Source organism: Flavobacterium sp. ABG, assembly GCF_001027725.1.
Taxonomy (GTDB): Bacteria; Bacteroidota; Bacteroidia; order Flavobacteriales; family Flavobacteriaceae; genus Flavobacterium; species Flavobacterium cupriresistens.
Genome location: NZ_LEKS01000010.1, coordinates 41899 through 55309, shown reverse-complemented (window position 1 = coordinate 55309; position 13411 = coordinate 41899). Strand labels below are relative to the sequence as shown.

General features: G+C 36.4%; 15 protein-coding genes. 11 read left to right on the top strand and 4 right to left on the bottom strand.

Features of this window, described 5'->3' with window-relative positions; translation table 11 throughout:
- Window positions 1-7 precede the first annotated feature (7 nt).
- The 4 genes from AB674_RS12080 to AB674_RS12065 all read right to left on the bottom strand — a co-directional run bounded on the left by AB674_RS12080 (window position 8) and on the right by AB674_RS12065 (window position 4264).
- On the bottom strand, window positions 8-1423 hold the full coding sequence (locus AB674_RS12080; RefSeq protein WP_082210630.1) for an ATP-binding protein: 1416 nt from the start codon (window positions 1421-1423) through the stop codon (window positions 8-10).
- Between the two features lie 149 nt (window positions 1424-1572).
- On the bottom strand, window positions 1573-2121 hold the full coding sequence (locus AB674_RS12075) for a CopD family protein (RefSeq protein ID WP_047776901.1): 549 nt from the start codon (window positions 2119-2121) through the stop codon (window positions 1573-1575).
- Between the two features lie 38 nt (window positions 2122-2159).
- On the bottom strand, window positions 2160-3179 hold the full coding sequence (gene hemH / locus AB674_RS12070; protein WP_047776899.1) for a ferrochelatase: 1020 nt from the start codon (window positions 3177-3179) through the stop codon (window positions 2160-2162).
- Between the two features lie 212 nt (window positions 3180-3391).
- The gene (locus AB674_RS12065; protein ID WP_047776898.1) at window positions 3392-4264 is read right to left on the bottom strand and encodes an AraC family transcriptional regulator; all 873 of its coding nucleotides are present in this window, start codon (window positions 4262-4264) and stop codon (window positions 3392-3394) included.
- Between the two features lie 227 nt (window positions 4265-4491).
- Between AB674_RS12065 and hemA the strand changes: the two genes are divergently transcribed.
- The 11 genes from hemA (at window position 4492) to AB674_RS12010 (ending at window position 13277) form a co-directional block, all read left to right on the top strand.
- Complete coding sequence (hemA, locus tag AB674_RS12060; RefSeq protein ID WP_047777096.1) at window positions 4492-5742, top strand: glutamyl-tRNA reductase; 1251 nt, start codon at window positions 4492-4494, stop codon at window positions 5740-5742.
- 294 nt (window positions 5743-6036) lie between these two features.
- Window positions 6037-6960 (top strand): hydroxymethylbilane synthase, encoded by a 924-nt coding sequence (gene hemC, locus AB674_RS12055; RefSeq protein ID WP_047776896.1) that lies wholly within the window; start codon window positions 6037-6039, stop codon window positions 6958-6960.
- Window positions 6960-7625 carry a uroporphyrinogen-III synthase gene (locus tag AB674_RS12050; protein ID WP_047776895.1) on the top strand — a complete coding sequence of 222 codons (666 nt, stop codon included), beginning with the start codon at window positions 6960-6962 and terminating at the stop codon, window positions 7623-7625. Before hemC ends, AB674_RS12050 begins: the two co-directional genes overlap by 1 nt.
- Window positions 7626-7681: 56 nt before the next feature.
- On the top strand, window positions 7682-8707 hold the full coding sequence (gene hemE, locus AB674_RS12045; protein ID WP_047776893.1) for a uroporphyrinogen decarboxylase: 1026 nt from the start codon (window positions 7682-7684) through the stop codon (window positions 8705-8707).
- An 85-nt stretch (window positions 8708-8792) separates the two neighbouring features.
- Entirely contained in the window at window positions 8793-9170 is a 378-nt protein-coding gene (locus AB674_RS12040) for a hypothetical protein (protein WP_047776891.1), read from the top strand.
- Window positions 9171-9172: 2 nt separating this feature from the next.
- Window positions 9173-9724: a GNAT family N-acetyltransferase gene (locus tag AB674_RS12035; RefSeq protein WP_047776889.1), complete on the top strand. Its 552-nt coding sequence runs from the start codon at window positions 9173-9175 to the stop codon at window positions 9722-9724.
- On the top strand, window positions 9714-10637 hold the full coding sequence (hemF, locus tag AB674_RS12030) for an oxygen-dependent coproporphyrinogen oxidase (RefSeq protein WP_047776888.1): 924 nt from the start codon (window positions 9714-9716) through the stop codon (window positions 10635-10637). The genes AB674_RS12035 and hemF overlap by 11 nt, the downstream gene beginning before the upstream one ends.
- Window positions 10638-10741: 104 nt before the next feature.
- Window positions 10742-11737: a porphobilinogen synthase gene (hemB, locus tag AB674_RS12025; protein WP_047776886.1), complete on the top strand. Its 996-nt coding sequence runs from the start codon at window positions 10742-10744 to the stop codon at window positions 11735-11737.
- Between the two features lie 2 nt (window positions 11738-11739).
- Window positions 11740-12249, top strand: coding sequence for a DinB family protein (locus tag AB674_RS12020; RefSeq protein WP_047776884.1), 510 nt, complete (start codon window positions 11740-11742; stop codon window positions 12247-12249).
- A 12-nt stretch (window positions 12250-12261) separates the two neighbouring features.
- Complete coding sequence (locus AB674_RS12015) at window positions 12262-12663, top strand: c-type cytochrome (protein ID WP_047776882.1); 402 nt, start codon at window positions 12262-12264, stop codon at window positions 12661-12663.
- A gap of 164 nt (window positions 12664-12827) precedes the next feature.
- Entirely contained in the window at window positions 12828-13277 is a 450-nt protein-coding gene (locus tag AB674_RS12010) for a GyrI-like domain-containing protein (RefSeq protein ID WP_047776881.1), read from the top strand.
- Window positions 13278-13411 lie beyond the last annotated feature (134 nt).

Genomic DNA, 13411 nt, shown 5'->3' with positions numbered 1-13411 from the left:
GCTTATTTTAAGAGTTTATGATTGGTAAAGAAACTCTGAATGTAGTTCCTTTTCCATATGTTGATTCAAAGGTAATTGTTCCTTTGTAATTTTCGATTATGTTTTTTATAATTCCTAGTCCAAGACCCATTCCGCTGGTTTTGGTAGTGAATTTTGGTTCAAAAATCCTGCTGCTATCTTGTTTCTGAATCCCGATTCCATTGTCTTTTACCGCTATTTCGACATTATTATTCCGACGTTTCACGGTAACTAAAATAGATTTCTGAATTTGATTCTCCGGAATAGCTTGTGTGGCATTTTTAACCAGATTGGTAATCACACGGATCAATTGTGTACGATCCATCTTAGAGATAATTTCCTCTTCCTGACTTTCAAAAACGATATAATCTTCATTAAAAATATCCAATGCCAACTCCACAACCTCCACTACATTTAAGGTTTCGTTCTGTTGCGCCGGCATGGATGCAAAATTCGAAAATGCCGAAGCCACTGCCGTCATGGTATCAATTTGCTGAATCAGCGTTTCGGAGTAATCATTCAGCTTTTGTTTGACATCGGGAACTGTGGGATCGAACTTTCGTTGAAAACTCTGCACCGTCAGACGCATTGGCGTTAGCGGATTTTTAATCTCATGCGCCACCTGCTTTGCCATTTCCCTCCATGCCTCTTCCCGCTCACTCTGGGCTAGTTTTATAGCACTGGTCTCCAGTTTATCCACCATTCCATTATAGGCTTTGATCAGGAAGTTTACTTCTTTGCTATTCGCCTCCAAAACAATCTTCTCATTCTTCTGATCTAAATTGGTTTCTTCCAATCGGTCCGAAATGGTTTTCAATGATTTCGTAATATAGGTCGATAAAAAGTAGGCTAAAGCAAAAGCTACCAGAAGCATAAACGAGTACACCTGACTCAAACGAATCAAAAAGGTGTTTAATTCATTGTCATAATAGCCGTCATCTTCGAGGTAAGGGAGATTCAAAATCCCCAAGGGCTTGAATTTTTCATCCTTAATTAAGCTATAGGAAGATCTGTTCTTGACTCCATCAATGGTTTTGATATCTACAAAACGCTTTTCGATAGAAGAGCGAACCAATTTAAGAATGTATTCCGGAATTGGCGGTGGTGCTTTATCTACAGCAAAAGATTCTTTGGACGATTTTAGCAATTTCCCGTCCAGACTGTAAATATTGATCTCAATTTTATGAATCTGAGCTAATTCGTGGATTTTATCTTTAAAAATTAAATCCAGATTCCCCGTTTTCAGCGGATAAGTTGTAGTAGACAACACATAATTGATGTGTTCTTTTACGGCATTTTCCTTGCGCTCTAAACGTTCCTGATGGTATTCTTTGGCTTCATTTTTAAACTGAATAATCGAAATAGACGCCAATAAAAAAGATGCCACAACAATCAATACAATCATCGACAGGAAAATCCTGGTACGCAAAGAAAGCATCGACATTTTGAAGTTGTTCAACATAGTTTTTTTTTGTTTCAGGTTCAAAGTTTCAGGTTTCAGGTTTCAGGTTCTTGAGAATAACAACTTGAAACTTTGAACCTGAAACAAAAACTCTATTTCTTCTCCCGAATTCTCTTGTAAAATCTAAATCCTAACATGATTAAAATCGAGAATGCCATGATTCCGATTACACCGTAGATCCAGTTGATCGCGCTTTTTAGTACTACTAAAAAAACGACTGCGAATAATATAATCGTTGCCCCTTCATTCCACAAACGCATAAAATTATTGGTGTATTTCACCTCATCGTTTTGCAATTGCTTGAAAATCTGATGGCATTTGCCGTGATACAAATACAATAAAAACACGAAACACAATTTAACATGCATCCACGGCATTTTGAGCCAGGCGTTTCCTAAATCTGTAAAAAACAACATCCAAAAAGCAAAAATACTTGCCAAAACTGCAGACGGCCATGTGATGATATACCACAAACGGTAGGCCATAATTTTATATTGCGCCTGTAAAATTTCCTTTTCAGGAGAAGGCTTTTCGTTGGCTTCTATTTGATATACAAACAAACGTACAATATAAAACAATCCCGCAAACCAGGTAATTACAAAAATAAGATGTAAGGATTTTAGGTAATTATAATATTCCATTTAGTACTTTCTTTTTTCTTAACTCTTTGTTCTATTTTCTATTTCGCCCAATCATTAATCCAATTACTAACCGTCTGACACCACTCGTCATCATCATTCAAACATGGAATGGCCAAAAACTCTTTCCCTCCGTTGGCTTCAAAGTCTTCTTTGGCACGCATTGCAATTTCTTCCAGTGTTTCTAAACAATCGGTAACAAAGGCAGGGGTTACAACTGCAATTTTATTAATTCCTCTTGAAGGCATTTTGTCGATTTCGACATCTGTATAAGGCTCAAGCCATTTATCACCGGCCAATCTGGACTGGAAAGTCACACAATATTTGTCTTTTGGAATTCCTAATCGCTCTATTACCAGACGTGTCGTTTCATAACAATGTGTTCTGTAGCAAAATTCCGCTTCAGGAGTTCCGACTTCGCAACACATTACGTTAGTAACAAACTTTTTATGTGATTTTGTTTTATCTGTTTTACGAACGTGACGTTCCGGGATTCCGTGATAAGAGAAAACCAACTGATCGTAATCAAAACCTTTTAGATTTTTCTCAATAGAATCGGCAACGTTTTTAATGTAATCCGGTTTGTTGTAAAACGCAGGAACATCCGTAAACTTCATGTTTGGAAATTTCTTCTTGCGAATCTCTTCTGCTAACACTAAAATGGTCAAAGTCGAAGCCATCGCATATTGCGGGTACAACGGAAAAAGCAATACCTCAGTAACTCCTTTGTCATGCAATTCCTGAAGCCCTTTTTCAATTGTCATCGATCCGTAACGCATCGCTAATGCAACCGGAACAGCCGTTAAAGGTTGTACTTTTTTCTTCATTCTCTCGGAAAGCACTACTAATGGTGAACCTTCGTCCCACCAAATTTTTGCATAGGCATGTGCTGATTCTTCCGGTCTTTTTCTTAGAATAATACCTCTAACCAAAAAGGCTCTCAATAAATACGGAACATCAATCACGTATTTATCCATTAAAAATTCATCTAAATAAGGTTTTACGTCTTTTGCAGTTGGACTTTCCGGAGATCCTAAGTTTACTAATAATACGCCTTTCATTATCTTTTTTATTGCTTTAGGCTTTAAGCTCTGGGCTTTAAGCTTTTGTTTAATTAAATTTTCCGCAAAAGTAGCTCTTACAACTTTTTAGAAATATGATAAATGTTATTTTTTATTTATTGTTGAATATCAAAAAACAATCTCTTAGATTCTTTTATGCCGTTTCAGCAGATTGTACATCCGTGTAAATCCGTGCAATTAGTGGCAAAAAACTAAACATTTGTATTAATCGACATCAAATATTTTTTTGGAGTTGTAGCAAACTTTTTCTTGAAGGCCGCTATAAAGTGACTTCCTGTACTATAGCCTATCTTCAATCCAACTTCGTTTACATTATAAGAACCGCTGTCAAGTAGTTTTCTGGCGAAATCCATTTTGTAATCAAACAGAAAACCATAAACAGTATCGCCGTAAATTTGTTTGAAACCCATCTTTAGTTTCTTCAGATTTAATCCAATTTCATCCGCCAGTTCTTGTAAACCGGGTGGTTCAGCCATATTGGCTATAATGATTTCTTTGGCCTTTCTGATTTTCAAAACATTGTCTTCATCAATCAAAAACGGACATTGTTCTGCATTTGGGTCTTCGGTTCTGTTAAAATACAAACTTAGTAATTCGTATCCTTTTCCTTTATAGTATAGGTTTTTAATAGAAGGATGTAAATTATAATGAAACAATTGACTCAATACAATCGCCATAGACGGACTAATATTTCCCTCGTTATAATACTTTTTATCCTTATTATCAGGACTTAAAAAAGTAATATAATCGGCTTCGGCAGAAAATAACGCATGAAATTTCTTTATTGAAACAATTACAGAAATCACCCATGAATTTGGAGCAAGTTCTAAATGAAGCGGTAATTCTTTCTGCGGATTGTATAAAAGCAGCGATTTTTCTTCCTTCAATTCCAAAGCATAATTACCCTGATTGAATAAAAATTTAGCGTTCCCTTTTATACCGAAGTGAAACTGTATCAGACCACTACCAACTTCATGCTGTGCAAAAAATGGCTCCGGACTGTCATTCTGAAAACGGATTAGCGTAAAATCGTCTTCAATTTTTATAATTTCCTGAGAACTCATAGCGATATTTTTTTGAAGGATAAATTGCTTAAAAAACAAAATCTTATTTAGAATGACTCTAAACAAATCAATTCTAACAACTTGATTTTGCTACAAAAATAATCCTTTTTGCATAAAAACAGCTGTTTAGAATCAAAAAAACATATAGCGACACAAAAAGTACTTTGAGCGTTACTTTTATAAAAGCTATAATGATAATTTTGTTGCACTTTTATGAAAGTGGATTTATGGAAAACAACAACGCACCAAAACATCTTTATTTTTACTCAGTTGGTCTGAGTTACAAAAAAGCCGATGCAGAGGTCAGAGGTAAATTTAGTTTGGACGCAATTGCCAAAACGCGTCTATTAGAACAAGCCAAAAACGAAGGGATCGAAAGCTTAATCGTAACTTCGACCTGCAACAGAACTGAAATTTATGGTTTTGCAGAACACCCGTTTCAATTGATAAAGCTAATCTGTGATAACAGCAATGGTTCTGTTGATGCCTTTCAAAAGGTGGGTTTTGTTTATAAAAACCAAGAAGCGATTAATCATATGTTTCGCGTAGGAACAGGATTAGACAGTCAGATTTTGGGTGACTTCGAAATTATCTCTCAAATAAAAACCAGCTTTTCGCATTCAAAATCAATGAATTTGGCCAATGCTTTTTTAGAAAGATTGGTAAATGCAGTCATTCAGGCGAGTAAGAAAATCAAAAACGAAACGGAAATCAGTTCAGGTGCTACTTCAGTTTCTTTTGCATCTGTACAATACATTCTTAAAAATGTTGCCGACATCAGTAATAAAAACATCTTGTTGTTCGGAACCGGAAAAATCGGAAGAAATACTTGCGAAAATCTGGTAAAACATACCAAAAACGAACATATCACTTTAATTAACAGAACGAAAGACAAAGCCGAGAAATTGGCCGGAAAACTAAATCTGATTGTTAAAGACTACTCAGAATTACACCTTGAACTTCAAAAAGCCGATGTTGTTGTTGTGGCAACAGGAGCTCAGAACCCAACGGTTGATAAAGCGATTCTAAATCTTAAAAAACCATTATTAATTCTGGATCTTTCTATTCCGAAAAATGTAGATGAAAATGTAGAGGATTTAGAAGGTGTAACTTTAATCCACATGGATTATTTGTCTCAGCTAACAGACGAAACTTTAGAAAACCGTAAACTGCACATTCCTGCAGCAGAAGCGATTATCGAAGAGGTAAAGGAAGAATTTATAACCTGGACTAAAGGAAGAAAATTTGCTCCTACCATTAATGCTTTAAAAGAAAAACTGAACGCTATAAAAAATTCAGAACTGGATTTTCAAAGCAGAAAAATAACTGATTTTAATGAAGAGCAAGCTGAAATTATCAGTGCAAGAATCATTCAAAAAATCACCACTCATTTTGCCAATCACTTAAAAGACGACAACACCATGGTCGATGAAAGCATCGAATGGATCGAGAAAGTCTTCAAAATAAAGGCTTCATAAAGCTTGAGAAAATATTTAAACCATATAAGTTATATAAGTTCATATTAAAAAAAGCCGCTACTATCATCTTGCGGAAAGCTTAAATGAGCTCATATAACTTAAATGGTTAAAAAAATAAGTTATGCAAATTCAATAAAAGCCGCTAACATCATGTCACGCGAAACTTAAATGAGCTTTCATAACTTATATGGTTAAAAAAAATAAGTTATACAAATTCAAATAAAAAGCCGCTAACACTATGCCACGCGAAACTTAAATGAGCTTACATAACTTATATGGTTTAAAAAAACAATAATGAACAAAAAAGTAATAAGAATTGGAACGCGCGATAGCGAATTAGCACTTTGGCAAGCACATACCGTCGAAAAACAACTTAACGATTTAGGTTATGAAACCTCAATTGTAGCGGTAAAATCTACCGGTGATATTATTCTCGACAAACCTCTTTACGAACTTGGAATTACAGGAATTTTCACCAAAACCTTAGACATTGCTATGATTAATGGTGATGTTGATATTGCGGTACATTCGATGAAAGACGTTCCGACCGCTTTGCCAAAAGGTATCGTTCAGGCAGCGGTGCTGGAAAGAGCCAATGTGCTGGATATTTTAGTTCATAAAGGAAATCCTGATTTTACTACACCAAGTACCATCGCCACCGGAAGTCTTAGACGTCAGGCGCAATGGTTCAATAAATATCCCAATCATACTGTGGTTGACTTACGCGGAAACGTAAACACCCGCATGCAAAAATTACAAGACAATAACTGGGATGGAGCTGTTTTTGCCGCTGCAGGTTTGGAGCGTATCAACCTAAAACCGCAAAATTGTATCGATTTAGATTGGATGATTCCTGCGCCAGCTCAAGGAGCAATGCTCGTTGTGGCAATGGAAAATGACAATTATACTTTAGACGCATTATCCCAATTAAATCATATTGAAACTGAAATTTGCACCTATATCGAGCGTCAGTTTTTAAGAACTTTAGAGGGTGGTTGTACCGCGCCAATTGGAGCTTTGGTCACGTATAATGAAGACGAAGACACCCTTCATTTTCAAGGTGTTTTGCTTTCAATTGATGGAAAACAAAAACTGGAAATCAACAAAACTGTTGGAATTGAAGAATGGAAAAAACTAGGATTCTTTGCTGCTCAGGAAATCCTGAACAATGGCGGAACCGAATTGATGCAAACAATTAAAGAATCTCTGAAAAAATAATGACAAAATCAATTCAAATACTGTCGACTAAAACGCTTTCGAACATTCAAAAGCAAGAACTGCAAAAAGCCGGTCTTGAACTTATCGAAGCCGATTTTATACAAACCGCAAACAAACCTTTTGAAATTAAAGACCTCAACGATAATTTGATTTTTACCAGTCAAAATGCTGTTCACAGTATTTTAGCAGATCCAAACTGTGAAAAATTAAAGTCCAAAAATGTTTTTTGCGTTGGGTTAAAAACTAAGATTCTTTTATCAGATAGCGGATTCAACGTAGTCGCTTACACTGGTTATGCCTCGGACTTGGCTGAGATTATCACTTTGATCTATTCTCAGGAAAGCTATACTTTTTTCAGCGGAAATCTTCGCAGAGAAACGTTGCCTAAAGCTTTAAAAGATGCCAATGTAAAGCTAAATGAGATTCAGGTTTATGAAACTTCATTAACTCCACAGAAGATAAAAACCGCAGCAGCTGCTATTTTGTTTTTTAGTCCTTCGGGCGTTGATAGTTATTTAAAAGAGAATACTATAAAAAAAGAGACTTGTTTCTGTATTGGCGAAACTACAGCTCAAGCATTAGAGAAAATTACAAAAAACATCATAATCGCCGATCAGCCTACTATTGAGGATGTGATTGAAGATGTGATCAACGAATATAAATAATTATAACACAACACCTAACTGGTTTTAAAAACCTGTTAGGTGTAAAAATAAAAAACATGTTAAAAAACGATCTATTTTTAAGAGCATTAAAAGGAGAAACTGTTCAACGTCCACCCGTATGGATGATGCGTCAGGCAGGAAGATATTTACCGGAATTTAGAGCTTTACGTGATAAATACGATTTCTTTACCCGTTGTGAAACTCCGGAATTGGCTGCAGAGATAACGGTTCAGCCTATTCGCAGAATTGCTCCCGATGCTGCTATTTTGTTTTCGGATATTTTGGTGGTACCTCGCGCTATGGGAATTCACGTTGAATTGAAAGATAATCTGGGCCCAATTATTCCGGATCCAATTCGCACAATGGAGCAAGTAAATCAGGTTTTTGTTCCAGATGTGAATGAAACTTTAGGGTATGTTTTTGATGCCATTAAATTGACTAAAGAAATGTTGAACGACGAAGTACCCTTAATTGGTTTCGCCGGTTCACCTTGGACAATTTTCTGCTATGCTGTTGAAGGAAAAGGTTCTAAAAGTTTTGATACTGCGAAAGGATTTTGCTTTTCAAACCCGGTTGCAGCACATACATTATTGCAAAAAATTACAGACACTACCATTTTATACTTAAAAGAAAAAGTAAAAGCAGGTGTTAATGCCGTTCAGATTTTTGACTCTTGGGGAGGAATGCTTTCTCCTGTTGATTATCAGGAATTCTCATGGAAATACATCAACCAAATTATTGATGCTTTGGCAGAGGTTACTCCTGTTATTGTTTTCGGAAAAGGATGTTGGTTTGCTTTGGGTGAAATGGGTAAAAGTAAAGCTTCGGCTTTGGGTGTAGATTGGACTTGCTCTGCAAGAAATGCACGTTACTTGTCTGGTGGAAACATCACGCTTCAAGGAAATTTTGACCCGTCAAGATTGTTTTCTCCAATTCCAACCATCAAGAAAATGGTTCACGAAATGATCGACGAATTCGGAAAAGACAAATACATCGTAAATTTAGGTCACGGAATTTTACCAAATATCCCTGTAGATCACGCCAAGGCATTTATTGACGCGGTGAAGGAATACGGGAATTAGTTTGCAGTTTTCAGTCTCCGTTTTCAGTTATCTCTTAACAAACTGAAAACTGAGACTGAGACTAAGACTGAAAACGCTATAAATCATGCTTAACAAAGGTTTACGAGACGAGGAAAAAATTAGAATCGATAATGTTTTAAAAACGTTGCGAACTATTGTCTTTGTACCTCAGCCATTAAGCGACTCAGATAAAATTGACATCGATAATCAATTAAAAGAATTCGGTTTAAATATCGAAACATTAGTTGACTATTCAAATGAAGATTTGATCACCTTATTGCTCCGACTTCATTTTGACTGGGATCATCTCGAACAATTTGCTGATTTCCTAATGCATTTTTCCAAAGCCGAAGGTTACACTTTTCACGAAAAAGCTTTGGCTGTTTATCAATACATCCAGCAGGAAAGCAAGGTCTTTTCTTTTGGAATTAATACTAAAATCACTGCTGCTAAAAACAAATAGAGATGAGTAATACCGATTGGAAAACTGACCGAATTAAAAACATTCTTCCCCAAGAGTTCTACCAACTTATTGATAAGAATAAAAGTCATATTGCACAAACCTTTCCGCTAACACTGGCCAACTCTGACACGCTTAAGAAAACAGAGAGCTTCCTGACTGTCAATCTTGAGAAAGAGAAAAACAAAGAAGGTTATTTCTTTTTCGCAAGAGCAATTGACACCAATGCTTTAATTGGTTATCTGTGTGTAAAATCTATAGATTATCGCAACTCTAAATGCGAACTCGGTTACTTCATTGACGAGGATTTTCAGGGAAAAGGAATAATATCAAAAATGGCTTCTGATGCGCTTGATTTTTGTTTCAATGAATTATTGATGAATAAAGTTTTCATCTGTACTTCAGAAATTAATTTCGCAAGTCAGCAGATTGCATTAAAAAACAACTTCAAACAAGAAGGAATTTTACGCGACGAATTTAGAAACGGTGCTGGCGAATTGCAGAACACCGTTTATTTTGGCTTGCTTAAATCAGAATACGAAAACAATGAAAGATAAATTTTACGCCTACATACAAAAACTACAAGATCAGATTTGCGCCGGATTAGAAGCCGTTGATGGAACTGCAAAATTCCGTGAAGACCTTTGGAAACGTCCGGAAGGTGGTGGCGGAAGAACCCGTGTAATCGAAAATGGAGCTGTTTTTGAAAAAGGTGGTGTCAACATTTCAGCCGTTCACGGAAAATTACCGGAAGCCATGCAAAAGATGTTTGGTGTTGGCGAAGCAGATTTTTTTGCCTGCGGACTAAGTTTGGTTTTACACCCAAAAAACCCAATGGTTCCTACGGTTCATGCCAACTGGCGTTACTTCGAAATGTATGATTCTTCGTCTTCGCACAGTACAGGTCCAAGAAAAGTAATCGAGCAATGGTTTGGTGGTGGACAGGATTTAACGCCTTATTATTTATTCGAAGAGGATGCAAAACACTTTCACCAAACCTGTAAAACGGCCTGTGACAAACACAATCCGGAGTTTTATCCAAAATATAAAAAGCAATGTGATACTTACTTCTGGAATGCACACCGAAATGAGGCTCGCGGACTAGGCGGTCTGTTCTTTGATTATTGCAAAGCAAATGAACAAATGTCAATGGAAAACTGGTTCAATTTTGTCAGTGAAGTGGGAAATAGTTTCCTTGAAGCCTACGTTCCGATTGTAGAAAGAAGAAAAAATCTTCCATACACACCTGAACAAAGAAACTGGCAGGAAATCCGTCGTGGCCGTTATGTTGAATTTAATTTAGTTCATGACAAAGGCACTTTATTCGGTTTAAAAACCAACGGAAGAATCGAAAGTATATTGATGAGTTTACCACCTCATGTGCAGTGGGTTTACGATCATCATCCGGAAACGGGAAGTGAGGAAGAGAAATTATTAAATGTTCTTGAAAATCCGATTGATTGGATTTAAAATATAAAACTAAAACAACAACACGATTTTAAGAAAGCAGATCCATGACTTATGATTTCAAGAAGTCAAAATCTAAAATCTAAAATCCAAAAATCTAAAATTATATGTTCCCATTACACAGAGGCAGAAGATTAAGAGTAAATGAATCCATTCGTTCTTTAGTCCGCGAAACCAGTTTGAGTCCATCAGACTTTATGTTTCCTATGTTTATTGCTGAAGGCGAAAATGTAAAAGTAGAAATTCCTTCTATGCCTGGAATTTATCGCAGATCAATTGATTTAACCGTTGAAGAAGTCAAAGAAGTTTATGCTTTGGGGATTCGCGCCGTTAATATTTATGTAAAAGTCAGCGAAAACTTAAAAGACAATACCGGTAAAGAAGCCTGGAACAAAGACGGATTGATGCAACAGGCCATTCGTGCCATCAAAGCAGCTTGTCCTGAAATGATTGTTATGCCGGATGTAGCTTTAGATCCTTATTCTATCTACGGTCATGACGGAATTATAACCAATGGCGATGTAGAAAATGACAGCACCGTTGAAGCTTTGGTCAAAATGGCCGTTTCTCACGCTCAGGCCGGAGCCGATTTTGTGGCACCGAGCGATATGATGGACGGACGTGTTTTGCGCTTAAGAGAAGGCTTAGATGCAGCCGGTTTTCATAATGTGGGTATCATGAGTTATTCGGCTAAATATGCTTCTGCTTTTTACGGTCCATTTCGCGATGCATTAGATTCTGCACCAAGAGAAGCTGATGTGGTAGTTCCAAAAGATAAAAAGACCTATCAAATGGATTATGCCAACCGTATTGAGGCTATCAAAGAAGCTTTATGGGATGTAGAAGAAGGAGCTGATATGGTTATGGTAAAACCGGGAATTGCCTATTTGGATATTGTTCGTGAAATAAAAAACGCTGTGAACGTTCCTGTTACCGTGTACCATGTTTCGGGAGAATATGCCATGATTAAAGCAGCCGCAGAAAGAGGTTGGTTAGACCATGATAAAATCATGATGGAACAGTTAATGTGTATCAAACGCGCGGGAGCCAGTTTAATTTCGACTTATTTTGCTAAAGAAGCCTCCATACTTTTAAATAAATAAAGATGAAAAAAACGATCTGTATTCTAGTACTGTTTATATCGGCTGTTGTTTCTGCTCAACAAGAAATCACAACTACCTTTATAGAAAAGTGGGACAATTCTAAAACCTATCTTTATGACATCGCGAAAGCAATGCCTGAGAATCAATATGATTTTAAGGCTACCGCAAGAGAAATGAGTTTTAAAGAGCAAGTATTTCATATTTTAGAAAATATGGATTGGTTGAGTACTACTTATTTTTCTACTGCTAAATACCAAAAGAAAGATCGTTCAAAAATCACATCAAAAGAAGCTATTTTAAAAGAAATTGAAAGCGCTTTTGATAAAGCAAAAAACACCATAAAAGAGGACAAAAATCCAAATTTAAATGAGAAAGTAGATTTTTTTGCCGGGCCGAAAACAAGGCTCCAAATTCTAAATTTAATGCAGGATCATGTCACACATCATCGCGGACAACTAATTGTCTATTTAAATTTAAATCAAATCGAACCCCCTAAATATGTTGGTTGGTAAAATTAATTAATCATGAAAAAAATACTATTTCTATCTGCCGTTTTAGCTTTGGCTTCCTGTAAAAAAGAAACTGCAGAAAACCCTGTTCCGGAAACAACAGAAGCGTATTCAGAAGGAGAAACGGCAAAAGCCACAACTCCGGAAGCTTTAGGACAACAAATTTTTGAAGGAAGAGGAAACTGTACTTCCTGTCATCAGGTAGATCAAAAAGTGATTGGTCCAAGTATTAAGGAAATTGCAAAAATCTACAAAGACAAAAATGGGGACATTGTTACTTTCTTGAAAGGAAATGCAGAGCCAATCGTAGATCCTAGTCAGTTTGCCGTTATGAAAACTAATTTTCCGGTAACTCAGGCCATGTCTGATGAAGAACTGAAAGCTATAGAAACCTATATTTACAGTAAACTAAAGTAATTCGGAAATACATAAAAAAGTAAAACGGCGCTAATTCAGCGCCGTTTTTTTATACTGTTCTTTCAAAACTATTCCTTAAACCGCAACAAAAAACGAACCCTTGACATAAGGTTGTCACAGCACTATTTTAGTTTTGTATCATATTAAACTAAAAATTAAAAAACATGTACACTCAAAAATTCAATGTAATTGGTATTTCAATGCGAACGACTAATGAAGAAGGGCAATCCAGTAAGGACATTCCGGCACTTTGGAACAAATTTTTCTCTGAGGCTGTCGGTGAAAAAATTCCAAACAAGATATCGCAGGACATCATCTGTATGTACACCGATTATGAAAAAGACCACACCAAACCTTATACCACCATTATAGGTTGCGTGGTAAACAATTTAGAGGTTATTCCTGAAGGAATGATCGCAAAAACAATCGAAGGAGTACAATATCAAACGTTCACCGCAAAAGGAAATTTAGCAGAAGGAGCCGTCTATAACGAATGGATGAAAATCTGGGACTCCAATCTGAACCGCACTTTTACCGCCGATTTTGAAGTTTATGGGGAGAAAGCCCAAAATCGCGAGGATGCAGAAGTTCCTATTTATATTGCTATCCAGTAATAAGTAAAGAAACCAGGCAGTATATTTTCTCTTACGCTGATTTTGCAGATTAAACTGATCTTTTAATAGAGAAAAAATCCCCTCAATCTGCAAAATCCGCGTGAAACCTTTCCACAAACGAAACACTACCACAC